The organism is Lysinibacillus telephonicus, from assembly GCF_003966145.1.
In the GTDB taxonomy this organism is placed as follows: Bacteria; Bacillota; Bacilli; order Bacillales_A; family Planococcaceae; genus Ureibacillus; species Ureibacillus telephonicus.
This window is the reverse complement of sequence record NZ_RXNR01000057.1, coordinates 1-23,358: the sequence shown is the minus strand read 5'-3', so window position 1 is coordinate 23,358 and position 23,358 is coordinate 1. Positions and strand designations below refer to the sequence as shown.

General features: G+C 34.8%; 28 protein-coding genes. 12 read left to right on the top strand and 16 right to left on the bottom strand.

Annotated features, from left to right (window positions below; all coding sequences use genetic code 11):
* Window positions 1-269 precede the first annotated feature (269 nt).
* Window positions 270-803, bottom strand: coding sequence for a phosphatidylglycerophosphatase A family protein (locus tag EKG35_RS15905; protein WP_126295524.1), 534 nt, complete (start codon window positions 801-803; stop codon window positions 270-272).
* A 416-nt stretch (window positions 804-1,219) separates the two neighbouring features.
* Between EKG35_RS15905 and EKG35_RS15900 the strand changes: the two genes are divergently transcribed.
* The 3 genes from EKG35_RS15900 to EKG35_RS15890 all read left to right on the top strand — a co-directional run bounded on the left by EKG35_RS15900 (window position 1,220) and on the right by EKG35_RS15890 (window position 2,968).
* The gene (locus tag EKG35_RS15900) at window positions 1,220-1,939 is read left to right on the top strand and encodes an alpha/beta hydrolase (protein ID WP_126295523.1); all 720 of its coding nucleotides are present in this window, start codon (window positions 1,220-1,222) and stop codon (window positions 1,937-1,939) included.
* Between the two features lie 82 nt (window positions 1,940-2,021).
* Window positions 2,022-2,537, top strand: coding sequence for a YjcG family protein (locus EKG35_RS15895; protein WP_126295522.1), 516 nt, complete (start codon window positions 2,022-2,024; stop codon window positions 2,535-2,537).
* Window positions 2,538-2,539: 2 nt separating this feature from the next.
* On the top strand, window positions 2,540-2,968 hold the full coding sequence (locus EKG35_RS15890; RefSeq protein WP_126295521.1) for a GNAT family N-acetyltransferase: 429 nt from the start codon (window positions 2,540-2,542) through the stop codon (window positions 2,966-2,968).
* A gap of 79 nt (window positions 2,969-3,047) precedes the next feature.
* On the opposite strand, the gene EKG35_RS15885 is transcribed toward EKG35_RS15890, so the two are convergent.
* From EKG35_RS15885 to EKG35_RS15860, 6 genes are all read right to left on the bottom strand, one after another.
* Window positions 3,048-3,296 carry a stage VI sporulation protein F gene (locus EKG35_RS15885; RefSeq protein WP_126295520.1) on the bottom strand — a complete coding sequence of 83 codons (249 nt, stop codon included), beginning with the start codon at window positions 3,294-3,296 and terminating at the stop codon, window positions 3,048-3,050.
* A gap of 12 nt (window positions 3,297-3,308) precedes the next feature.
* Window positions 3,309-3,449, bottom strand: coding sequence for a YjcZ family sporulation protein (locus tag EKG35_RS21645; RefSeq protein ID WP_410798736.1), 141 nt, complete (start codon window positions 3,447-3,449; stop codon window positions 3,309-3,311).
* 182 nt (window positions 3,450-3,631) lie between these two features.
* Window positions 3,632-4,000: a stage V sporulation protein AE gene (spoVAE, locus tag EKG35_RS15875; protein ID WP_126295519.1), complete on the bottom strand. Its 369-nt coding sequence runs from the start codon at window positions 3,998-4,000 to the stop codon at window positions 3,632-3,634.
* 9 nt (window positions 4,001-4,009) lie between these two features.
* Window positions 4,010-5,005, bottom strand: a complete 996-nt coding sequence (locus EKG35_RS15870; protein WP_126295518.1) for a stage V sporulation protein AD — start codon at window positions 5,003-5,005, stop codon at window positions 4,010-4,012.
* Complete coding sequence (gene spoVAC, locus EKG35_RS15865; protein ID WP_126295517.1) at window positions 4,999-5,454, bottom strand: stage V sporulation protein AC; 456 nt, start codon at window positions 5,452-5,454, stop codon at window positions 4,999-5,001. The genes EKG35_RS15870 and spoVAC overlap by 7 nt, the downstream gene beginning before the upstream one ends.
* Before the next feature lies 1 nt (window position 5,455).
* Entirely contained in the window at window positions 5,456-5,860 is a 405-nt protein-coding gene (locus EKG35_RS15860; RefSeq protein WP_126295516.1) for a hypothetical protein, read from the bottom strand.
* 191 nt (window positions 5,861-6,051) lie between these two features.
* Between EKG35_RS15860 and EKG35_RS15855 the strand changes: the two genes are divergently transcribed.
* Window positions 6,052-6,558, top strand: coding sequence for a CotY/CotZ family spore coat protein (locus EKG35_RS15855; RefSeq protein ID WP_126295515.1), 507 nt, complete (start codon window positions 6,052-6,054; stop codon window positions 6,556-6,558).
* Window positions 6,559-6,626: 68 nt separating this feature from the next.
* On the opposite strand, the gene EKG35_RS15850 is transcribed toward EKG35_RS15855, so the two are convergent.
* From EKG35_RS15850 to EKG35_RS15825, 6 genes are all read right to left on the bottom strand, one after another.
* Window positions 6,627-6,968, bottom strand: a complete 342-nt coding sequence (locus tag EKG35_RS15850; RefSeq protein WP_126295514.1) for a 4-diphosphocytidyl-2C-methyl-D-erythritol kinase — start codon at window positions 6,966-6,968, stop codon at window positions 6,627-6,629.
* Window positions 6,969-7,067: 99 nt separating this feature from the next.
* Window positions 7,068-8,441 (bottom strand): magnesium transporter, encoded by a 1,374-nt coding sequence (gene mgtE / locus EKG35_RS15845; RefSeq protein ID WP_126295513.1) that lies wholly within the window; start codon window positions 8,439-8,441, stop codon window positions 7,068-7,070.
* 109 nt (window positions 8,442-8,550) lie between these two features.
* The gene (locus tag EKG35_RS15840; RefSeq protein ID WP_126295512.1) at window positions 8,551-9,468 is read right to left on the bottom strand and encodes an RluA family pseudouridine synthase; all 918 of its coding nucleotides are present in this window, start codon (window positions 9,466-9,468) and stop codon (window positions 8,551-8,553) included.
* Between the two features lie 12 nt (window positions 9,469-9,480).
* Entirely contained in the window at window positions 9,481-10,275 is a 795-nt protein-coding gene (locus tag EKG35_RS15835; protein WP_126295511.1) for an NAD kinase, read from the bottom strand.
* Between the two features lies 1 nt (window position 10,276).
* Window positions 10,277-10,951, bottom strand: coding sequence for a GTP diphosphokinase (gene yjbM, locus EKG35_RS15830; protein WP_126295510.1), 675 nt, complete (start codon window positions 10,949-10,951; stop codon window positions 10,277-10,279).
* Between the two features lie 67 nt (window positions 10,952-11,018).
* A complete protein-coding gene (locus tag EKG35_RS15825) occupies window positions 11,019-11,411 on the bottom strand; it encodes a UPF0738 family protein (protein ID WP_126295509.1) in 393 nt (130 codons plus the stop codon).
* A 112-nt stretch (window positions 11,412-11,523) separates the two neighbouring features.
* Here EKG35_RS15825 and EKG35_RS15820 point away from each other — a divergent pair, with 112 nt between their 5' ends.
* The 8 genes from EKG35_RS15820 (at window position 11,524) to gdh (ending at window position 19,435) form a co-directional block, all read left to right on the top strand.
* Window positions 11,524-12,114 carry a CYTH domain-containing protein gene (locus tag EKG35_RS15820; RefSeq protein ID WP_126295508.1) on the top strand — a complete coding sequence of 197 codons (591 nt, stop codon included), beginning with the start codon at window positions 11,524-11,526 and terminating at the stop codon, window positions 12,112-12,114.
* A gap of 2 nt (window positions 12,115-12,116) precedes the next feature.
* On the top strand, window positions 12,117-12,884 hold the full coding sequence (locus EKG35_RS21470) for a lytic transglycosylase domain-containing protein (RefSeq protein WP_126295507.1): 768 nt from the start codon (window positions 12,117-12,119) through the stop codon (window positions 12,882-12,884).
* A 329-nt stretch (window positions 12,885-13,213) separates the two neighbouring features.
* The gene (locus EKG35_RS15810) at window positions 13,214-13,615 is read left to right on the top strand and encodes a globin domain-containing protein (RefSeq protein WP_126295506.1); all 402 of its coding nucleotides are present in this window, start codon (window positions 13,214-13,216) and stop codon (window positions 13,613-13,615) included.
* Entirely contained in the window at window positions 13,612-14,418 is an 807-nt protein-coding gene (locus tag EKG35_RS15805) for a DsbA family protein (RefSeq protein ID WP_126295505.1), read from the top strand. Before EKG35_RS15810 ends, EKG35_RS15805 begins: the two co-directional genes overlap by 4 nt.
* A gap of 797 nt (window positions 14,419-15,215) precedes the next feature.
* Window positions 15,216-15,881 carry a hypothetical protein gene (locus tag EKG35_RS15800; protein WP_126295504.1) on the top strand — a complete coding sequence of 222 codons (666 nt, stop codon included), beginning with the start codon at window positions 15,216-15,218 and terminating at the stop codon, window positions 15,879-15,881.
* A gap of 57 nt (window positions 15,882-15,938) precedes the next feature.
* Entirely contained in the window at window positions 15,939-17,456 is a 1,518-nt protein-coding gene (locus tag EKG35_RS15795) for a glycine betaine uptake BCCT transporter (protein ID WP_126295503.1), read from the top strand.
* Window positions 17,457-17,769: 313 nt separating this feature from the next.
* Window positions 17,770-18,630 (top strand): RhaT/GlcU family sugar-proton symporter, encoded by an 861-nt coding sequence (locus EKG35_RS15790; protein WP_126295502.1) that lies wholly within the window; start codon window positions 17,770-17,772, stop codon window positions 18,628-18,630.
* Between the two features lie 19 nt (window positions 18,631-18,649).
* Window positions 18,650-19,435: a glucose 1-dehydrogenase gene (gene gdh / locus EKG35_RS15785; protein ID WP_126295501.1), complete on the top strand. Its 786-nt coding sequence runs from the start codon at window positions 18,650-18,652 to the stop codon at window positions 19,433-19,435.
* Window positions 19,436-19,512: 77 nt separating this feature from the next.
* Here the strand turns inward: gdh and EKG35_RS15780 are convergent, their stop codons facing one another.
* From EKG35_RS15780 to EKG35_RS15770, 3 genes are all read right to left on the bottom strand, one after another.
* Window positions 19,513-19,953, bottom strand: coding sequence for a cell wall hydrolase (locus EKG35_RS15780; RefSeq protein ID WP_126295500.1), 441 nt, complete (start codon window positions 19,951-19,953; stop codon window positions 19,513-19,515).
* Between the two features lie 216 nt (window positions 19,954-20,169).
* Window positions 20,170-21,978, bottom strand: a complete 1,809-nt coding sequence (gene pepF / locus EKG35_RS15775; protein WP_126295499.1) for an oligoendopeptidase F — start codon at window positions 21,976-21,978, stop codon at window positions 20,170-20,172.
* A 55-nt stretch (window positions 21,979-22,033) separates the two neighbouring features.
* A complete protein-coding gene (locus EKG35_RS15770) occupies window positions 22,034-23,170 on the bottom strand; it encodes a competence protein CoiA (RefSeq protein ID WP_246020431.1) in 1,137 nt (378 codons plus the stop codon).
* Window positions 23,171-23,358 lie beyond the last annotated feature (188 nt).

Sequence of the window (23,358 nt, the reverse complement as noted above, 5' to 3'; positions counted from 1 at the left end):
GGATTTGGACGGGTTACCACCTGACTAATCCATTATAAAGGACTTTTTCTTTGCATAAAATAATAATATTGAACATTTTGAGTATTTTTAATAGTGAATTTAAATTAATGCAACACTAGTGTGAGATTATCTAAAAATTAAATATAGAATAACTGCCGAGATGATTACTCCACTTGTAATTAATGTTTTGATGTCTGATGGTTTCATAAATTTACCTCTTTTTAGTATTACTCCATTATATTATCACAAAATTAGTGGTCTATATGTTTTTATAGTGAAATCGATTCACTTTCCTCTTCTATATCTCTCATTTTATGAGCGATTCTTGATGCTGCACATGCTGCAATACTGCCAACTAAATCATCTAAAAATGTATGGACACCATTGCCAGCTTTTGAATCGAGCTTTTTAATAATGCCTATTTTTTTCTTATCTAAATGACCATATGTTGTTAAAGCAATACTTCCATATGTTAAAACAGAGCCCAGTGCTAATGTTTCATCCACTCCAAATAGACCTTCATCTGACTCTATAATGGATTGTAAAGGCTGTGACAACATTTTCTTTTCTGCAAGCTCATCTAATTCAATTCCCACTAATATAGAGTGCTGCACTTCCCGTTTTCGAAGCACTCTTTCAACTGAGTGCATACAATGCTCAATTTTTAATCCTTCATTATATGGGGCCTGCATTTCATAAACAATTTCGGCAATATCTTCTATCTTTACGCCACGTCTTTTTAATGCATCCTTTGTTGCTTGTGATACAGCTTCTGATGAAATTCGATTCTTTTTATTATCCATTATCTCAGCCTCTTTTCATCTCTATTATTAATAATAATTTTTTCAATACTACTTCCCATACTACATAGTACACGCTCGCATTTGATTATGATACAATTTCGTTACGTTATACTTAAAAGCGGAGGCGGCTCGTTTAGGCTCGACATGCGCTGGAGACTTCCGCCAAGCGTGTTTACACGCGCAGAAGGAAGTCGAAGCGACACGAGAGCCTAGCCGCCGCAGCTGGATATCTATAAAAGCTGAGAACGCCCGCTTAGCTCCGACCACAACTGATCGACAAAACAGTGGAATGTCGACGCTAGTACATCCATGTACGTCTAACCCTACGACAAAAAGCGGTCTTTACTTTTGTAAAAAAGGTAAGGTATCGAGAGCTGATGTTCCATAAATATATTTAAATAGAGGAGGTCCCTTTAGTGGATAAAGGAACTGTTAAGGATACGATATTTTACAGTAATGCACTACAAGAGGAGATTGAATTATTAATTTATGTGCCTGCAAACTATACTCCACTTAATAAATATAACATTTTAATCGCTTCTGACGGAAAAGATTATTTCCAGTTAGGTGGTATCCCACGTCTTGCTGATAAATTATTGGATGATTATGAAATTGACAATATCATAATTGTTGGGGTCCCATATAAAAGTGTGGAAGATAGAAGAAGAAAATACATTCCGACTGGTGAACAGCATGAAGCATATCTACGTTTCTTAGCTCACGAGCTTGTTCCTTATTTGGATAATGAATATTCAACCTTTCAATTAGGTACATCTAGAGGTCTTATTGGAGATTCGATGGCCGCAACAGCATCGCTACTCGCTGCTTTAAAATATCCAAATATATTTAGTAAAGCAATATTGCAGTCACCATATGTAGACGAACACGTATTAAACATTGTAGATAAATCAAATAATGCAAATTCAATTTCAATATATCACATCGTTGGAAAAGGCGAGGATCAAGTACTGACAACAGATAAAAAAATTAAAGATTTTTTAACACCAAATCGTAAATTGCATGAGTTATTCCTTACTAAAGGGTATAAAACATTCTATGAAGAATTTAATGGAAACCATACATGGAAATATTGGAAGCCTGATTTAAAAAGAGCTTTAATTGAAAATTTCAGTTAATTCCAGAGTGATAAAATGTCCAAATATTTAAAATCTGTTATAATTATTTTTGAAAATTAACAAATCTAGGGGGGCATGAACGATGAAGTACGGTATTGTGGTATTTCCATCAAAAAAATTGCAAGATCTTGCGAACACATATCGCAAACGATATGATTCACATTACTCAAAAATCACTCCACATATTACGTTAAAGGAAGCATTTGAAGCAGATGAAACAGAAATTAATAAAATTTCTGAAACAGTTGCCTCTATTGCAAAAAAATATGCTCCATTAAATATTCATGCATCACGTATTAGTTCGTTCTTCCCAACGACAAATGTTATATTTTTCCGAATTGAACCAACGGAACAATTAACAAGTCTTCATCAAGAACTGCAAAATCAAGTAAATATCGGTAAACCAAAGCATGTGTTTATTCCCCATATTACAATTGCACAAGACTTAACTGCAACTGAGCATGATGATATTTATGGCCAATTAAGAATGATTGGTGTAAATGAACAAGAAACAATTGACCGCATCCACTTAGTATATCAATTAGAAGATGGTTCGTGGACAACATATGAAACATACCGATTTACTGGAGCTGAATAATCGTGTATGAAGTAAAGATTGTTGAAACAGATAAAGAGCTTGAACTAGCGTTTGCAGTTAGAAAAAAAGTTTTTGTTGAAGAACAAGGAGTACCATTGCATCTTGAACTTGATGAACACGATGACAATGCTATTCATTTTATTGTAAAAGATGGTGAACAAACTATTGGAGCAGCCCGTCTTCGCGAATATGAAAGTAAAATTGGGAAAGTTGAGCGCGTTTGTGTGCTGAAGCAGTACCGAGGAAAAAAGCTTGGTTTTTTAATTATGCAAAAGGTTGAAGAGTATGCAAAAGAGCATGGATTTAAAAAATTAAAATTAAATGCTCAAAGCTATGCAATTCCATTTTATGAAAAATTGCAATTTATCGTAACTTCTCCTGAATTTATGGACGCAGGTATTCCTCACCGCTCGATGGAGAAAGAAATTTAACAATTACGCCTTAGTGTAATTTTGACAAATGAAGAACAAGAGCTGACTTGATCAATATCAAGCCAGCTCTTTTAATTTTTTATCCTAACATTTTTTGAATTTTGCCTAAATCTAAGGATTGGCCTTCTTGCAGAATAGAATTTACGATTTGATCTTCTAATTCTTTTGTAACCGGTTTGTTCGCTATTCTGCTTACTTTTTTTACAATTTTCCGTACTTGTTTTTCATTTGTAAAATCAGCATATTGTATCGCATTCGCAAGTGCAAAGATTTCTTCCATATCTACACCAGTTTTGCTTTCTATTTGCTTAAAAAAAGGGTTTTGCATTTATCTCCCTCCTTAAAAATGAGCCTTACCTACGATAATTAATAGGATGAATAATACTACAATTAATACAAAAGTAGAACCTTTAGAATCTCCTCCATTGTAGTACCCCATATCGTATGCAGGGCTTACTTGACTGCCACAATAATCTCCCATATCGTAAGCAGGGCTCACTTGGTTTCCACAGCCACAACTCCCCATATCATATGCAGGACTAACATTATTGTGACCATAATCGTAATAAGGACTTACTTGATTACATTTTTTCCACATTAAAAATCCCCTCCTTTCTACTTTGTATACTATGCAGTAATAAAAAGTAAAAGAGGGGTATTAGTCTAGTTTGCTTTTCCTTTTGGTTTAAAAATTAATGCTGCTATAAAACCAAATACAATGGCAGCACTTATCCCAGAACTAGTTACTTCAAACATTCCTGTTAACACACCAACCCAACCATGCTTCTCTGCTTCAGCTAATGCTCCATGTGTTAGTGAGTTTCCAAAAGAAGTAATCGGGATTGTTGCACCTGCTCCTGCGAAATCAATAAGTGGTTCATAAAAACCTAATCCATCAAGAATTGCACCAGCTACAACTAAAATTGATAGTGTATGTCCTGGTGTCATTTTCCCAACATCCATAATTAACTGCCCTATTACACAAATAAGGCCACCGACAATAAAAGCAATTAAAAAATTTAAAAAAAGCATTCTTCCGCCTCACTCCATTGTAATTTCAATCGCATGTGCAGTACAAGGAATCGTCTCCCCTTGTTGAAAAGACAGTGGAGAGAGAAGAGCACCTGTTGCAACAAGAAGTACTCTGTTAAACCGACCAGTTTTTAGTTGCTGTTCGATATAGCTAAAAAATACCGCAGCCGAGCAACCCGCACCACTTGCACCTGCTTGGAAACTTTCATCCTCTCCATAAAATTCAGCACCTGCATCTCTTAAAAGCTGCAACTCATCCTGCTTTACACCACTTTGAGCAAGCATTGCCTTTAAAATTTTTAAACCGATTTTTCCTAAATCACCTGTCATAATCAAATCGTAATCGCTAATCTTTTGCTTACGTTTTTTTAGGTGAGAGGTAATAGTATCGAATGCAGCTGGTGCCATAGCGCCTCCCATATGAAAAGGGTTTACTTCTCCATAATCTACAACTTTGCCGATTGTTCCAGCTATTACTGATGGATGATCAGGTTTATGCTTCCCTATTAATGCATATCCTGCAGCCGTCACTGTCCATTGAGATGTCGCTGGTTTTTGTGCACCATAATTTATCGGATAACGAAATTGTCGTTCAATTGCATTATGTTGACTTGATGCACCAGCAATTGCAAGCTGTGATGCTCCTAAATCAGTAAGTAAACTTGCTATAATAACTGAGGATACGGAAGTAGCACAGGCAGAAAACAACCCAATAAATGAGCAAGCAAGCTCTCTAGCAGCAAAATTAGTTGGGGTCATTTGATTTACTAAGTCGCCACTTAAAAAGAAATCAATATCTAAATTTTTTATGTTTGCTTTTTTTATAACGATATCACATGCTTCTGAAATCATTTTTGAATGCCCTTGCTCATTCGTCGTCTGATTCCATCTTTCATCTTCTACAATTGAGTCAAAATAAGAATTAAATACACTTTTCCGTTCCAGTGGTCCCGCTACTGCCCCACAAGCAATAATTGAAGGTTTAGATTGAAATAAAATTACCATTCTAACACGCCCACTGACACTAAAATAAGTTTAATTAATGCAATAAAAAATGCGGAACCAACACCAAATAAAATAACGGATCCAGCTAGTTTAAACATATTGCTTCCGACACCAAGAACAAGCCCCTCTGTTCTGTACTCAATCGCAGCAGAAATAACCGCATTCCCAAAACCTGTTACTGGAACGGCGCTACCTGCTCCAGCAAATTGACCAAGTTTTCGATATAATCCAAAACCTGTTAAAAGCATTGAAATAAATACCATTGTTGCGACAGTAGCATTTCCTGCTGTTTTGTCAGTAAAATCAAAAAAAATGATAAAAAAATAAGTTATGGCTTGTCCAATTGTACAAATAATTCCTCCAACTAGGAATGCTTTCAAGACGTTTTTTACATATGGTGTAGGAGGAGTTATTTGTTGTTCTAATTGTTGATATTCTTGTGGATCCAATTTACGTTTCCTCCTTAGCTAATTTTTTTAGTTTATCTACTTTTTCACTAACCTTTTTTTGATCTTCTTCCTCTAAAAGCTTTTGAGTCTCCCAGTGCATTTTATAGTCTGTCGATACAACTACATTTAAATCTGGGTATTTTTCTTCAATTTCTTTTTGCAGTCTTTTTTCAACCTTTCGTTCTTTAAAGCCTAGCCAAGGCTTTACTTGAATTGCTACTAACAATTCATCCTCGACAAAAATGGCTGTTCCTGTATACACTTCCTCTGTATTTTTTATCATCTCTTCGACTTCTGCACGTTTTTCTTCATCTCCACTTTCATTTAATATTTGGATTGTCTGTTCGTTCGAGCATCCTATTAAAAAAAATGGGATGAGGAAAAGAGTAAATGCCATTTTTTTCAAAATTCAACCCCCTTTTCCACCATTATGGTCATCAGAAAGTTAATCTATTCAATTCTGTCACCTTGCTTAGTTTGGGTATTTTTCTCAAAAAAAATGCACCTAAATTAAGCGCCTATAAACTATCGCCCGGTTTTCGATTGCAATTTTACATATTGTAGATTGAAGCTATGATAAAGTGAGGTGAAATGATAATGGGTTGTGGAAGAAAAGATAATATCGGTGGCACATCACATCGTCATGAAGGTTGTGTAAGTGATGTTGTAAAAACAATTTTAGATATACAAAATCAAGCAGTAGATGATGACTGCGACAACTGTGGAACAAGCTGTTACTTAGAGCCACTTGGAGGCCTTGTTAGTCCTACTAGAAGAAATGCAGATACAAGAGTATTCATGCTACTTAATGCAAATGGTTTACCGTTCTTTGCCTTCTTTTCGACTCCTGAAGGAGCAGTATTACCATCAGTATTCTTCCGTGTAGAAGATGTATTTGATAGTTGCGCAACATTACGTGTAGTGGCTCCATGGGATGAAGAAGAACCAGTTAACTTATTAAACGACGATGAAACTGGAATTTCAATGGGACTATTATCTGAAGTTATTTCATTCAGAAAAACTGATACATGTCTAACAGTTGACCTCTCATGCTTCTGCGGTGTGCAATGCGTAAAAGATGTAAACTTACACATCTGCGACTAATCAACGGCAAAATAGAGGGTGATCCAAAATGAATATTTTGGATCACCCTTTTTAATTTGAATACTTTTTTAAAATGTTTTGTTCACTGTTAAAATTGATAGGATATCATTTCCATTGACTTTTTCAACCGCTTGAGAAGTTTTAATTTTTACATTAAAGCCATCAAATTCTTCAATAACACCCATTATTCTCTCGTTATTTTTTAAGTTAAATAATAATGAACGGCCTGCCTTTTTTCTAGCAGGTTGTGAAAAATAGTTTAGTTGTTTTGCTATAACGGGGTTGATTCTCTCTGCTCTTGAAATTTCGTAAACCGAAGTACTTTCTTCTAAAAACGGTTCTTCTTGCTCAGCTTCCACCTCAATATAATATATTGGTGGTGTTGGAATAAAAAGTAATGGCTCTTCCACTTTACACATCCTTTTTTCATATAAATATGCAAAATGAAATATTTCGTGAATCCGAACTTTAAACTTCCAACACTGTCTGCTAAAAGCAAATAATAATGTTTAGCTAAGCTGACCCAAAAATGTCGTAGCTAAGCCTAAATATATTAGAATACTTGTAACATCATTTAATGTTGTAATAAATGGACCTGATGCAACAGCCGGGTCTACCCCAAGTTTATGAATTAGTAAAGGAATAAAAGAGCCTGCAATTGTTGCCACTAGGATGGAACAACAAATTGCTGCACCTACTAATAAACCAACAATAAGAGTATGCTTCCAGAAGAAAATAATCCCGATAACGAAAATACCACAAACAATTCCTGTTATTAAGCCCGTCATAATTTCTCGAAGAATCATCTTCGCTTTGCTTTTTTCATCAATTTCCCCTGTAGCAATACCTCGCACTGCAACAGCAAGCGCCTGTGTCCCACTATTGCCTGAAGTACCTGATATTAACGGGATAAACAATGCAAGCATCGCAACTTTATCTAAAGTAGCTTCAAATTGTGCCATTAAAGATGCAGTTAACATTCCTAAAAATAACAGCATAATAAGCCAAGGTAAACGCTTTTTCGCAGCTTTAAACGGCCCAGCATCAATATCATCAATATCTGAAACCCCGGCAAGTTTTGAATAATCATCTGATGCTTCTTCATCAATTACATCGATAATATCATCGACTGTTATAATACCATGCATTTCACGATTTTGACCGACAACTGGAATAGCTAAGAAATTATAATCCTTCATAATTTGTGCAACTTCTTCTTGATCGTCAGTAACTTTTACTGACACGACACGTTCATTCATAATGTCATGAATTAACGTATCTTCATCCGACACAATTAAATCACGCAGCGAAATAACTCCTGTTAAACGATGATTATCATCAACAACGAAAACATAATAAATCGTTTCTGCATTTGGTGCTTCATTGCGAAGGACTGTCATAGCAGAACGAACTGTCGAATTTTCTAGAATCGACACATACTCAGTTGTCATAATGGCCCCAGCAGTGTATTCTTCATACGCTAACAGCTCATTTATTTCTTCAACTGTTTCACTATCCATCATTTCAAGATAGCTTTCACGATGTTCCTCATCCAGTTCATTTAAAACGTCAACAACATCATCGGTATACATATAAGAAAGCATTTCTGCACCATATGCTGTATCCATTTCATATAAAAACTTCTCGTATTCTTCGTCTTCTAATTCAATTGCTTCAAAGATTAAAGCCATTTCCTGAGGAGACAAGAATTGATAGATTGTTTTCCTTATATCAGGTCCAACCTTCTCATAAAATTGTGCCTGATCATATGGATGAAGTTCTAGGAAGATTTCACGAAATGAATCGATATTTTCATCTATTAAGAGTTGTCGCAAATCATCTTCGTTATACATTACTTCTTTATTATTATTTTGTTCTACCATGCATGTCCCCTCCTCTCAATCTACATCATAAGTTGATTTACAATGCACGTAAATACCTTTTTAAAACTTCATAATACTTTAATAAATGAAAAAATGTTCGAAAAGCTATCTATTCGAACATCTCATCATTATTCATTATTTTTTTCATCGGTTCAAGTATTTTACTTGTAAAGCGCAACTTTACTTTGGTCAATGGATGCTCCATCTCAAGAAGCACACAGTGAAGAGCCTGTCTTTCAAATAATTCACGACTTCCACCATATAGCTCATCGCCAACAAGCGGATGGCCGATATAAGCCATATGTACTCGAATTTGATGTGTTCTTCCAGTATGAAGCTTTAATCGAACATGGGAAACTGGCTCGCCATTTTTCGCATACCCTATTTTCAAGACCTTAACATCTGTATGTGAGAATTGCCCATCGCTTCGTACCTCACGTTCGATAATGCTCGTCTCTTTACGTCCAATCGGAGCAATAATTGATTGTTCGCCCTGCAAAAGATGTCCATGTACAATTGCCTCATATTGTTTATTAATGAGGCCGTTTTTTTGCTGTAATCCCATTAAATGATGAATATGGCTATGTTTTGCAATACAAACTAATCCAGAAGTATCTCGATCTAATCTTGTAACTATATGAACAGTCGAATGAATATCTTTTTCTTCAAAGTATCCACATAGAAAATTTGCAATACTTCCTGTTGGGTGCTCCCTTGATGGAATTGTATTAATAAATGGTGGTTTCTCAAGAATGAGCAACGCATCATCTTCATAGATAATGTTTAATTTTCCATGTTCAACAATAAGCCCTTCACCAAATTCCTCCGGTGGGAATATTAAGGTAATAGTATCTCCTTGTGTTAAAATATATCGAACTGTTCGTTCTTCACCATTGACAAAAATCTTACCGCCATTATACTTTATTGCCGTTAGTCCCTTTTTTGATATACCTTGACGACTAATTGCTTCTCGCAAAAGCTCTCCATTATTTTGTGCTTTAAATTGCAACTTAAATCCTTTTTCCATTTTCCCACCTAATTACTCATTAGAAACGAACGAATCATGTACACGTTCCCAAAATGGGAATGGACGAAAACGTGCAAAGCGTACCTTTTCAGTTGCAACATTAAATGTTACACACTTTAAATCGTTTTGAATAAGGTGGATATGATCGATTGTCATGGTAAATTGTTGGTCCTTCACCGGGATTAGTGCACAATTGTGATGGGCAGGTAATACAAGCGAGGAGCCAACTGTTCTAAATACTCGGTTATTAATTGATGCCATTTCTGTAATTTGGAAAGCCTGTAATGTAGGATGGATAATTGCACCACCTAGAGCTTTGTTATATGCTGTACTCCCCGATGGAGTAGAAACACACAGCCCATCTCCACGAAAACGTTCAAAATGATCACCATTTAATTCGATGTCCATAACGAGAGTGACATCTGGTGATTTAATTGTTGCTTCATTTAGCGCTAAATACCTCTTGGATGGTGCATTATGATAATGCACTTGAACTTCCAATAGCGGGTATTCAACTACATTAAACTCACTTTTAGCGATTGACAAAACCAACTTTTCCAACTCGGAAGGCTTCCAATCAGCATAAAATCCTAAATGTCCAGTATGGATTCCGACAAAAGCTACTTTACTTAAACGATTGGCATGATGGTGAAAAGCATGCAGCAGTGTCCCATCTCCACCAATAGAAATCACGATATCAGGTTCATCATCATCTAAAATAAGTCCAAAATCTTGTAAATATGTTTTTGCGAGATCCTTTAATTCATTTGATTGGGAATCTCTGCGTGATTGAATCGAAAATCTCAAATTACTCACGCTCCTTGTCCTCTGTAGTTGTTCGAATCGTTGGATTAGATGCTTCTTTATTTTCTGTAAAATAAACTTGTGCTTCTTGAATTTCACTTCTAATAGATGACATTTCCTCATCTAACTTAAACGCAGCTTCTGCTGCATTTTGTAGTCGATTTTTTATTTCTTCAGGGAATACACCCTTATATTTATAATTTAATGAATGCTCAATAGATGCCCAGAAATTCATAGCAAGAGTCCGTATTTGAATTTCTGCTAGCACATCTACCTTTCCTTGAATTGTTTCGACCGGATATTCAACAATTATATGATAGGATCGATATCCACTTGGCTTGTTATGAGTAATATAATCTTTTTCTTCGATTACCCGCAAATCATTTCTTTGACGTATTAAATTGGCTACTGTTGCGATATCATCTACAAACTGGCACATAATGCGCAAGCCTGCAATATCTTGTAGTTCAGTAGCTAATTTTTGTGATGGTTCAAATAAAATTCCTTTTTCACGAGCTTTATCATAAATACTTGCAAGAGGTTTTACTCTACCAGTAACAAATTCAATGGGAGAAGTCATTCCAGTATTGCCAAATTGCGAACGCATTCCCTTTAACTTAATTTTCAATTCATCCACTGCTTGTTTATAAGGACTTAAAAAAATATCCCAATGTCCCATATAAATTCCTCCTCCCGACGAAAGGCCAACAACACCACTTACCTACGACGCTTAAAACTTCTACTAATTAATATCCTTCGCCACGTAAAATTTCTGTGAATGCTTTTTCTACTGCTTCTACAAAATCAGTACCGTAATTATCATTGCCTTCAATATTGAATACGAGCATTTGCAATTCATCTGTAAAATTTGTTAATTCTACTGGATTATTATTAATTAGCAAATACGGATTACGGTTAAGCTTCAACAGTTCTACAAGCTGTGGCCATAGCTGCTGAGGAAGATGTAAGTAACTATAGCCCTCTCCTTCCTCAAGAAGGTAAACAAAGGCTAAATTATCTGAATCTGCTAGTAATTGTCCTGCAGGTTGGATTTGTATTCTGTTTTCATTTTCGTTTAAACTAAAGTGTAGATTATTATGTACAAATTGGTAGTTATCAACTATATAAACATTGCGCATTATGTAAACTTCCCTTCAACACTATTCCTTCATATTTTATCATAGCAGCGCACATTTTCGAGCAAAAGAATAAAGGAATTTTATCGTATTCTTTATTGAGAAAGGACTAACAATGACACAGGAACTTGAAATTGAATTTAAAAATGTTTTAACAAAAGAACAATATGATTTTTTATTAAAGGAGTTTAACGTGGATGACATAATGATAGTTCGTCAGACTAATCATTACTTTGATACACCACAAATGGCATTAAAATCTTTGTCAAGCGGACTTCGTATACGAGAAACTAATGACAAAATCGTGTGTACTTTAAAAGAGAAAGCATCTGAAAATATACATATAGAAACAACAGATGTATTAACAAAGGAGCAGGCAGAGCTCATGTTAGCTGGTTTAAATTTTTTTGCTCCAAGAGTAAAAGAAAGATTGATCCAATTAAATATTTCAATTGAACAATTACATGTATTTGGAACCTTAACAACAGATCGAGTAGAACTTCCGTATAAGGGTGGAACAATCGTATTTGATCATTCTTTCTATTTGCAGCGTGATGATTATGAGGTAGAATATGAAACAAGTAACGAAATCGAAGGAAAGAAAATTTTTGATGACTTTTTGAATGAGTACCAAATTGAAAAACAAATCGCAGATAAAAAAATTGCTCGTTTCATGAAAACATTAAAAGACAAGAAAGGGAGATAGGATTGGATATTACATCAATGAAAACGATGCTTGAACTTCAAGCAATTCAATCTTTAGGAAATTCATCTACAGATGTTCAATCATTAACAGATAATCAATCTATTTTCACACAATTACTTGAAGAAATGCTTACCAATTCATCTTCTGCTTCAGCGAACAATCCAGCAGATTTACTTGGCAGCTTTTCTGAATTGCAAAATTTTATTTCAACAAATGATTCTACAACAATTAATAATGATTATTTATCAAACTTCCTTTTTAAAAGCAATTCCTCATACATACCAAATTCTTATTATGACCAATTATTACAAACAAACAGTGAATCTGTATTCAATAATTATAAAAATAAGGATTATTTAAATAATAACGGTTATGAAAATGTATTAGCAGGAGCGGGCATCTATTCAGACATTATTGCAAATGCTTCAGAAAAATATGGAGTGCCAGAAAAATTAATTGCAGCAGTAATTAAGCAAGAATCAAATTTCAATGAAAATGCAGTAAGCTCTGCTGGTGCAATAGGTTTAATGCAGCTAATGCCTAGTACGGCAAGATTTTTAGGTGTACAGGATGCAAAAAATCCTGTGCAAAATATAATGGGCGGTACAAAATATTTAAGTCAAATGCTTGAAAAATTTGATAATAATATCGAACTAGCTCTTGCAGCATATAATGCGGGCCCTGGTAATGTTTCTAAATATAATGGAGTTCCGCCATTTAAGGAAACAATTAACTATGTTCAAAAAGTAATAAATTACTATAAAGCATAGTATAGCTTACATATACAGTCATTAATCTCTATTGAACTTATTAACCAAGTTTTAACGGTTAATTTTTCAATATGCGATTTGTTTGAGAAAAAAGTAATACGTTGATAGAATGAAGATATCAATAAGAAAAGCTCAACCACTCTACTTAACCCGCGTCGATGGAAACACAGCGACCCCGAGGGTTTTGGTGGCTTACGCTAAACGCTGTTAGATAAATTAATACTTTCTTATTGAGATAGTAATAATCAATTGTGATAACAAAGATACGGTATGCAATACACGGATATTTCATTACGTATACTTATAAAAGAAGTAAAGGAGTAACACCTATGAATCGAAAATACACGATTCCTTACGAGGAAATTGGTGCTGAAAAACTTTCTGAGCTCCTTCGCGCTTTTTATAAACGTGTTGCGAAGCATCCACTGTTAATTCCTATTTTTCCGGAAGATTTAACTGAAACATTAAGAAAGCAAATTCAATTTCAAACCCAGTATTTAGGTGGGCCAAATTTATATACTGAAGAACACGGACATCCAATGTTAAAAATGCGACACATGCCATTTAAAATAACACCTGATCGTGCACAAGCTTGGCTTGAATGTATGAAGGAGGCAATGGATGAAGTAGGTCTTGATGGAAAATTTCGTGAAGTATATTATCAACGCCTTGTCTTAACTGCTCATCACATGATTAATTCACCAAACGAAGATGAGGAGGAGTTAGAGTGAATAATGTCCAATTATTATCGAAACCTGCCGCACCTTCTAGTATTACAAAGCCGATAGAGTTATATATTTTTATAGATCCTCTTTGTCACAAAGCGTTAAAAATGCAAACAATGTTGCGAAAGCTTCTAGTCGAATACGAGCATTATTTTACTTGGCGTTATGTTTTGAGTACAAAGCTTGCCTCATTAAATAGCTTAAGTAGACGTACAAAAGGTTGCCTTTCAGGTGTTGAACTGGATATTACACACCCTGCACTTCCTTCGATTGCTATTAAAGCAGCCGAATTACAGGGAAAACGAGCAGCTTCTAGGTATATGTTAAAACTTCAGGAGCATGCACTTTTGAATACGAAAAATATAACTTCTTATTGCGCTTTAATCGATATTGCAAAAGAGTCAAAAATTGATGTCGATGAGTTTATTACAGATTTCGGTTCAAAGGAAGCAGGCCGCGCCTTTCAATGTGATTTACACATAACACGAGAGATGGAAGTCGATGAAGTTCCAAGTATTGTTTTCTTTAGTGAACGTATTGAAGACGAAGGATTAAAAGTAAGTGGTATGTATAGTTATGAGGTATATGTACAAATTTTACAAGAAATGCTGAATGAAGAAATTACATGCCAACCATTGCCTACTTTTGATGAATTGTTTGATAAGTTTATTACTTTAACAACACAAGATGTTGCCGAAATTTATTCAATTTCTGAACATCAAGCAGAACGGGAATTAAAGAAGCGAATGCTGCAGCAAAAAATCGAACGCATCACAAACGATGATGTTACCCTATGGCGTAAAAAATAATTTTCTAAGCACTTATTCACTAAATTAAACTATTATCAACTTAATAAATTTATAGTCTTATAAATCGGAATTATCCGGTTAAAAAGTGCAATTTAGTTATGCTGAATTGTACTCAGAGTGCAGACAAGTCAATAACGACTCTGTCTGCACTCTTTTTTATTAGATGATCATTTATACGGATCCACACTGTTTTAAGAATATGCTGCTTATGGTTTACTCTATTTTCAAAATAAAACTAACTGATGCAGAGATGTTCGACAGGCTGTGCATTTTTTTCTGCTTTTTTCATTAGACAATTATCCTCTTTGTTTTTTAACACGATATAAAAATAAAAAAAGAGCCGCCTCTTTCCTATTAGGAATATCGGCGACTCTTTTCACAAAGGGGATGGGAGAAATGTTCACGTTCAAACAAAGGGGTGTATGTTTGTTATGTGATTTATTTCACGTATTTAATTTATCATGGAATAATAATCTATGCAACGAAACTTCATTAGTTTCACAAAATCGCCATATAGTAAACGTTTTCAATATTATAGCGGTACATCAAAAATAGAAAAGATGTTTTGAAGTATCCTTATTTATCAAAAAAGCGCAGCTAATTAGTTTTTTAAAACCTTCAATCACTAATTCATTCTTTTTGTATTTCATCATGTTCTTCTATTACTCAAAATTTATTAACCCTCCAACTTTAAACTTCATGTTTTTCAAAAAAAGAGACATCCTAAATAGAAAGCGATGCATCCAAGTTCCTTATTAAAATTTTTACTCTATCTATTATTGAAGGGAGAATTAGTTGTGAAACTGTTTCAAGTTAGAAAAGGGCAATTTGTATACTATAACAATGAGTTACACAAAGTATATGCTATAAAACCAATGTATAAACTTTCTGTTCATCTTATTAAACTGAGGGATTTAACTCAGCATATAACAAATGCTGCAAGTGTAGAAAGATACATTCCAAAAGAAAATGATAGTTTTATTTTTGATCATAAGGTATACACGCTTAGCAAAAATCAAAAACCTGTGGCAGGAAATTTAATTTTAATTAACAATCCATCCCCAGATACCCTTGATCACTATTCCTTAAACGAAATTGAAGTAGTCGAAACTGTTGATAACAAAGGTGTAGTAACAAGTGATTTAAACGGAATCAAGCATACTGAGTATTTATTGATGATTCCCGGCCGTGCCCCTGATAGCCATCCTATTGACTATAAAAACATGGTAAATGTTGAAGAGGACATTGGTGGTGATTACCCTCAAACCATCCAACCATACAGTGAACTATCCGTACAGTTAGGAGACATTTTTAAAAAGAGGAATAGTGATGTGTTATTTGAAGCTATGGTAGTTGCGATGAAAGGGCAAACCATTTATCTCGGTGGTGGTCATGAAGTTCCATATGAGGAGTTAATGGATACCGAAAAGTGGGAATTCCAATATAATCCCTTCAATCATTAACAACACTATTTAACGCAATAACTACAAAAGGCATTCTTCCATCATTAGGAGGTTTCTATGGATAATAATAAATTTAAGGAAAATAGTGTTTTTATTCTCTCCATATTAATTACCCTAATTTTTATTATATGGGGAGTTTTTTTTACTGAAAATCTTACTAATGTTACAGATGCTGTTTATAACGGCTCCATTGATTATCTTGGGTGGGTTTATATAGGAGCTACTCTATTTTTTGTTATTTTTTCAATCTACTTGCTGTTCTCCAAATATGGAAATATCCGGCTAGGCAGAAAAAATGATAAACCTGATTTCAATACTGGATCTTGGCTAGCCATGTTGTTTGGCGCAGGTATGGGAATCGGGATTGTCTATTGGAGTGTTGCAGAACCTATTACCCACTATACAGCTCCTCCATACGGTAATGGTTATACTATTGATGCAGCTAACACCGCCATGAAATATACCTTTTTCCATTGGGGTCTACATCCGTGGGCAGTATACACTGTTATTGGACTAGCCCTTGCTTTTTTTCAATACAATAAAAGGCTCCCCGCGGCCATCAGCTCAGCCTTCTATCCAATTTTGGGCGACAGAATTCATGGACCTATAGGAAAAACGATTGATATTCTTTCCATCTTTGCAACAGTCTTTGGTATTGCAACCTCTTTAGGCCTTGGAGCAATGCAAATTACAGCAGGAATGCATGATATTTTCGGTATTCCCAATACATTATTTATACAGCTGCTCGTTATTTTAATCGCAACAGTCCTTTTTATTATCTCTATTAATACAGGTTTGGAAAGAGGAATAAAGTACTTATCCAACGCAGCTATCATCCTATCAATTGCGATTATGGTGCTAATTTTGCTCGTCGGTCCTGCCTTGACAGTTATAAAAGTTTTCTTTAATACGATAGGTCTCTATATTAGTGACTTTCTTCATATGAGTTTAAGGTTAAATCCATTTAGTGAAGGAGAATGGATAGCAACGTGGACCTTATTTTATTGGGCATGGTGGATTGCCTGGGCTCCATTTGTCGGCATGTTTATTGCTCGAGTTTCAAAAGGAAGAACCGTAAAAGAGTTTGTAATTGGCGTACTGATTGTTCCCACCCTCGGAACCTGTCTTTGGATGTCCGTATTTGGCGGTTCTGCACTTGAGCTGGTTCAAAGTACCGGAAACCGTGATTTAGCAAATTATATTGCCGAAAATGTATCTCTTTCGATTTTTACATTCTTTAATTATCTTCCATTAAGCTCTTTTTTAGGAATTTTGGGGTTCGCAGTTGTAGCTATTTATTATATTACGGTTGCAGATACCGCTACTTTTGTATTAGGAATGTTAAGTGAAGGCGGAACACTTAATCCTTCAAACAAAATAAAAATGACATGGGGAATCATACAATCAGCGGTAGCTGCTGTATTGCTTTTAGCTGGAGGTTTAAATGTATTACAAACTGCATCTATTTTAGCTGCCCTCCCCTTTGCATTTATTATGATCATAATGTGTTACTCATTACAGAAGGGTTTAAAAAATGAATTGGAGTTACAAAGAGGCATAAGAAAAAGAGAGTAGCATGCTTAAAAGAGATAAAAACAAAAACCCTATCAATAAGATCTCTAGAACTAGAAAATGAAGAAGCGCATTAATAAGCATCAATTCCATATAAAAACAGTTGAAAGTCCATTAATTGAAATATGTATAAAATAAGTAAAAACAATTTTAAACAGCTTTTATTTGTAAAAGCTGTTTTTTGTATAAAAAGGTATAGATTTTTCTTTTTAGAACAATTTAAAAATACAGTTTCCCTGTTCTAAGATTAAAAGGATTAAATATTAGTGATCCAACACATTGATACCATTATTTTAATATAGGAAGGTTTTGGAGCATGGACATACTATTAGCGATTTTACCTGCTGTATTCTGGGGAAGCATTGTGCTATTTAACGTAAAACTAGGTGGAGGCCCCTACAGTCAAACACTTGGAACAACGTTAGGAGCTTTAATTTTCTCCATTGGTATTTATATTTTCACACAACCAGCCATTACTCCTTTAATCTTTGGCGTCGGAGTAGTTTCGGGATTATTTTGGGCACTTGGTCAAGCTAATCAGCTGAAAAGTATTGATTTAATTGGAGTTTCTAAAACGATGCCTATTTCAACTGGGCTTCAATTAGTATCCACTACATTATTCGGAGTTATAGTTTTTCGGGAATGGTCTACAACCACATCAATTATTCTTGGTGTGCTTGCCATTATTTTTATCATCATTGGGATTGTTTTAACATCACTGCAAAGCAAGGAAGAGAAAGCAACTGAAGAAGGAAAAGGAAACTTTAAAAAAGGAATTGTTATTTTATTAATTTCAACTTTGGGTTATTTAGTTTATGTAGTTGTAATCCGACTATTTAATGTAGACGGTTGGACTGCTTTATTACCTCAAGCCATTGGTATGGTTATAGGGGGACTATTGCTGACATTTAAACATAAACCATTTAATAAATATGCAATTCGCAACATCATCCCTGGTTTAATTTGGGCAGCTGGTAATATGTTTTTATTTATTTCACAACCTAGAGTCGGTGTTGCAACAAGTTTCTCGCTTTCGCAAATGGGGATAGTTATTTCAACATTAGGCGGTATCATCATTTTAGGTGAGAAGAAAACAAAGCGCCAAATAATTGGAATTATTATTGGAATTATCCTTATCGTCATAGCAGGAATCTTGTTAGGGCTCACTAAAAGTTAACTAGGAGGTCATTTAAGAAATGTATAAAGATTTAGAAGGAAAAGTAGTTGTCATTACAGGTTCGTCTACAGGTTTAGGAAAGGCAATGGCGATTCGTTTTGCAACTGAAAAAGCAAAAGTAGTAGTGAATTACCGTTCCAAAGAAGAAGAAGCCAACAGCGTGTTAGAAGAAATTAAAAATGTAGGCGGTGAAGCAATTGCAGTAAAAGCTGATGTCACTGTTGAATCTGAGGTGGTTGATTTAGTTCAGTCCGCTATCAAACACTTCGGAAAGCTTGACGTAATGATTAACAATGCTGGATTAGAAAACCCAGTTCCCTCTCATGAAATGACTTTAAGTGACTGGAATAGAGTAATTGATACGAATTTAACTGGTGCATTTATTGGTAGCCGAGAAGCGATTAAATATTTTGTTGAAAACAACATTAAAGGTAATGTTATTAACATGTCGAGTGTTCACGAGAAGATTCCATGGCCTTTATTTGTTCATTACGCTGCAAGTAAAGGTGGTATAAAATTAATGACTCAAACACTGGCGATGGAATACGCACCGAAAGGTATTCGTGTAAATAACATTGGACCTGGAGCAATTAATACACCGATTAATGCAGAAAAATTTGCTGACCCCGTGCAGCGTGCGGATGTTGAAAGTATGATTCCAATGGGGTACATTGGAAAGCCGGAAGAAATTGCAGCGGTGGCGGCGTGGCTTGCATCCTCAGAATCAAGCTATGTAACAGGAATTACTCTTTTTGCTGATGGTGGTATGACATTGTACCCTTCATTCCAAGCTGGACGTGGATAAAACGAATAGGATATCTAAAAAATTCCTCATATAAAAACTGGCAGAGAAAACGTCTAGTTTTCACTGCCAGTTTCAATTTAACCCCGATAAACTCCTTCACATGTGCCAGCTGCCGGCTCATAATAACAATGATTTTTAAATTGACCAGCAAAAGGTTGATCATACCATGTTGAAGGACAAGGAGCATATGGATTGAAATACCAAAGGGCATATTTTCCTGGATGATCTCTCCAATAGTCCAAAACTTGTCTTGCTAATCTTTGTTCATTAGGTCTAGCTCTATTATAAAATAAATTACCCTTTTGAACAGCCTCAAAGGAATAATTTCCCCCTTGCACCTGATAAATGACATCTTCAATTGATCTTAAATCAATAAAGTCTAAACAATTCGCTACAAGGCGATTTACAATAACGTTTCCAACATATAACATTCCTTGATTTCCTTCACCTTCAGCTTCCGCTCTCATCATCCTAGCAATTAAATCAACATCAGCATCTCGATATTTTACTCTCGGCATTTTTTCACCCCAAAGATATAGTATGAAAAGATGCCTACAATGATGATTATTTCTAAAATAACACAGCTTTTCGTTCGTATGAAAATTAAGTATAAAAAGATCTATTCTAAAAACAGAAAAACCCCGAATAGAGTCACTTATTAAATAGTGAGACTATTCGGAGTTAGGTAAGAATAAACACGGCTTTAAAAAACAACGCCTAGTTCCTTCAATAAATTAATTTTTAAGTAATAACAACTCAAGCTCGTTAAGTTTTTCCTCGAATACTTTGCAAGCTTCTTGAATAGGTGTCGGCGACTCCATATCCACTCCTGCAGCCTTTAATACATTAATCGGGAAATCAGAACATCCTGCTTTTAAGAAATTATTAATATAACGCTCAACAGCAGGCTGACCCTCCTCTAAAATTTGCTTGCTTAATGCAGTTGCTGCACTTTGGCCTGTTGCATATTGATATACATAATAATTGTAATAGAAGTGAGGTATACGTGCCCACTCAAGGCCAATTTCCTCATCAACCGTCATCGCATCTCCGAAATATTGTTTGTTTAAATCATAATATATTTCAGTCAAACGCTCAGCCGTAATTGCTTCTCCGTTACGATCTATCTCATGAACAATATGCTCAAATTCCGCGAACATTGTTTGACGGAAAACAGTACTTCTAAATCCGTCTAACCAATGATTTAGTAGATAAATTTTATGCTCTGGATCTTCAGTTGTTTTTAATAAATAATCGAATAATAGTTCTTCATTACATGTTGAAGCTACTTCTGCTACAAAAATTGAATAATCTGCATATGGATATGGTTGATTTAGACGTGTGTAATAGCTATGCATACTATGACCAAATTCATGTGCTAAAGTAAATAAATTATTTAAGTTATTTTGCCAGTTCATTAACACAAAAGGATTTGTACCATACGTACCAGAAGAATACGCCCCGCTGCGTTTTCCCTTATTTTCAAGAACATCCACCCAGCGGCTCTCTAATCCTTTTTGTACGATGGATTGATATTCTTCTCCTAACGGTTCAAAACTTTTTACCATCATATCTTTTGCTTTTTCATAAGGCATGTCTATTTTTACTTCCTTTACGAGAGGAGTAAATAAATCATACATATGGAGCTCATCTACTCCTAGTATTTGCTTGCGAAGTGCTACATAACGGTGAAGCACAGGCAAATATTCATGGATTGTTGAAATAAGCTGATCGTATACTTTTTCAGGGATATAGTTATTGCTCATAGCTGCGTGGCGAGCTGAGTTATACTTGCGAATTCGAGCACTTACATTATGAGCCTTTACATTACCAGCCAACGTCGAAGCAAATGTATTTTTAAACTTTCCGTAAGTTTCATACATTGCCTTAAATGCACCTTCACGCACATCACGTTTATCGCTCTCTAAAAACGTAATATAATTACCATGTGTTAACGGTACTTCTTCACCTTCATCATTTTTTACATGTGGAAATTCAAGATCTGCGTTATTTAATGCACTAAAAGTACTTCCTGATGCACCTGTTACTTCTGAAAACTGAGCTAATAATTCTTCTTTATCAGCAGTTAATACATGAGGACGTTGTAAATTTAGTTCTTTTAACATTTGATTATATAATTTTAATGGCTCGTACTCATCTAGATAATTTTGAATTTTTTCTTCTTCAATGGATAAAATTTCTGGAGTAATAAACGACCAAGCTGCAGAAAGCTTTGCACCCAAAGAACGTACTCTGCCTTCCATTCCTTGATATTTTGCATTTGTAGTATCTTGGTCATGTTTTAAATGGCTGTAAACATAAAGTTTCCCAAAACGCTCTGACACCATATCGCTAAATTGAAGTGTATCATATAAAGTTTTCGCACTTTCAGCAACTTTTCCTTTATATTTTTCTGCCTCAGGTAGTAGAGATTCAATTGCTTTAAACTCTTCTTCCCATGCTGCATCTGACGGGAAAATTCCTTCTAAATCCCATGTTAATTCTACAGGTACTTCTTCACGAGTTAATACTTTTTTCGCCATTGGAAAAGCCTCCGATACGTATTTATTTCTGAATTCAAATCATATTCCCATTTTCTCAATATTTATAGTTGATTGCAAGAAAATGGCTATACAGTTGATTAGTTAACTCCATCTCAAGGCAAGGCTGATGTGGATGATTTATGGAGAGTGATTGCAAAATACAACAATAGTTTTTAACAGCACAAACTGTACGTTTTGTTTCAGGTAAACTTGCCCATTTTAAAAAATAATTAATGGCTTGATTGTTCATATTTGAAAGCTGCAATTGCTGAATGTGCAAAAAATAAAATAATGCTGCCTGCCATTCTACTGTATATAAACTTATTGCATCACTCTCTTGAACTGGAACTCCAATAAATTTTGGCAACGTTTGGATGTTTAGACGAAGCTCATAAATACTCCTTAAAAATAAGTCATTCACACCTTTTCTACTTAATAATACTCTTGATTTTAAATAGTTATGTGTATAAGCATGGTATAGCCATACATATTGAGAAAATTCTTTTCTTGTAATCACTTTAGGCAGATAAAATGGGAATTTTTGATTAGTTATCGGCAAAGCTTGTACTTTTGATATAAAATAATTTCCACGAAGGAACATTAAGTTTGATAAATAAATAAATTGTCGCATAGTTGGATCGTACAACATAATATATTGTTGTTGATTAGATGATAAGATAAATTGCTGAAGCTGCTTAGGCAAGGAAATTTTCATAATGCCCTCTTGGAATTCTTTATTAACAGGTTGAGCAGGAATCCATATGGGACTAATAAAATCTCTTTCATAGCCTGTATTCCTTTGTTCTTTTTTCTCTAACGATATCGGGCTACATTGAAACTCGACTGCAAAGCGATGACCACCCTCTTTTATAAGTAAATCCGGCCGTTGTTTTAAATTTTGCAAGTAAGGTTCTAATTGTACATCAATATGTTGCGAGTGGAAAAATTGATACAGTTGCTCTTTTCCTAATAAATGGCGCTCCGTTTCACGTTCTGAAAAGTACTTATCACAAAGACTATTGGAATTATGTGCAAAATGGGGAATTTTAAATGTACCAATTTTAAATTGAAGTTGTTGCTTACATTGTGGGCAATAGAATTTTGTCGTTTGTCGAAGTTGTTTTAAGGCTGTCTTTGGTATGCTTGAGTTCAAAATAACTTGCTCGTGTCGATCAGTAAGAGCTACAAGCATAAAAAACCTCCTTCTCTTTTATTCTAAAAAGAAGAAGAAATGTATTCAAGCAACAAATTTAAAATTTTGGTTCTATGTCAAATGTTGGGGTGAAGTGATATTACACGGCACCCCGATTATCCTAAATGAATCCCAATTTTCTTAGATAAATTATTTAATAAAATTTTCGCTTTAAAGTGTTCATAGCT

Coding starts and splice junctions, on each gene's coding strand:
- EKG35_RS15905 (WP_126295524.1), bottom strand. CDS start 803: ATGGATAATAAAAAGAATCGAATTTCATCAGAAGCTGTATCACAAGCA.
- EKG35_RS15895 (WP_126295522.1), top strand. CDS start 2,022: ATGAAGTACGGTATTGTGGTATTTCCATCAAAAAAATTGCAAGATCTT.
- EKG35_RS15885 (WP_126295520.1), bottom strand. CDS start 3,296: ATGCAAAACCCTTTTTTTAAGCAAATAGAAAGCAAAACTGGTGTAGAT.
- EKG35_RS21645 (WP_410798736.1), bottom strand. CDS start 3,449: ATGGGAGATTATTGTGGCAGTCAAGTAAGCCCTGCATACGATATGGGG.
- spoVAE (WP_126295519.1), bottom strand. CDS start 4,000: ATGCTTTTTTTAAATTTTTTAATTGCTTTTATTGTCGGTGGCCTTATT.
- EKG35_RS15870 (WP_126295518.1), bottom strand. CDS start 5,005: ATGGTAATTTTATTTCAATCTAAACCTTCAATTATTGCTTGTGGGGCA.
- EKG35_RS15855 (WP_126295515.1), top strand. CDS start 6,052: ATGGGTTGTGGAAGAAAAGATAATATCGGTGGCACATCACATCGTCAT.
- mgtE (WP_126295513.1), bottom strand. CDS start 8,441: ATGGTAGAACAAAATAATAATAAAGAAGTAATGTATAACGAAGATGAT.
- EKG35_RS15840 (WP_126295512.1), bottom strand. CDS start 9,468: ATGGAAAAAGGATTTAAGTTGCAATTTAAAGCACAAAATAATGGAGAG.
- yjbM (WP_126295510.1), bottom strand. CDS start 10,951: ATGGGACATTGGGATATTTTTTTAAGTCCTTATAAACAAGCAGTGGAT.
- EKG35_RS15825 (WP_126295509.1), bottom strand. CDS start 11,411: ATGCGCAATGTTTATATAGTTGATAACTACCAATTTGTACATAATAAT.
- EKG35_RS15820 (WP_126295508.1), top strand. CDS start 11,524: ATGACACAGGAACTTGAAATTGAATTTAAAAATGTTTTAACAAAAGAA.
- EKG35_RS15810 (WP_126295506.1), top strand. CDS start 13,214: ATGAATCGAAAATACACGATTCCTTACGAGGAAATTGGTGCTGAAAAA.
- EKG35_RS15795 (WP_126295503.1), top strand. CDS start 15,939: ATGGATAATAATAAATTTAAGGAAAATAGTGTTTTTATTCTCTCCATA.
- EKG35_RS15790 (WP_126295502.1), top strand. CDS start 17,770: ATGGACATACTATTAGCGATTTTACCTGCTGTATTCTGGGGAAGCATT.
- gdh (WP_126295501.1), top strand. CDS start 18,650: ATGTATAAAGATTTAGAAGGAAAAGTAGTTGTCATTACAGGTTCGTCT.
- EKG35_RS15780 (WP_126295500.1), bottom strand. CDS start 19,953: ATGCCGAGAGTAAAATATCGAGATGCTGATGTTGATTTAATTGCTAGG.
- pepF (WP_126295499.1), bottom strand. CDS start 21,978: ATGGCGAAAAAAGTATTAACTCGTGAAGAAGTACCTGTAGAATTAACA.
- EKG35_RS15770 (WP_246020431.1), bottom strand. CDS start 23,170: ATGCTTGTAGCTCTTACTGATCGACACGAGCAAGTTATTTTGAACTCA.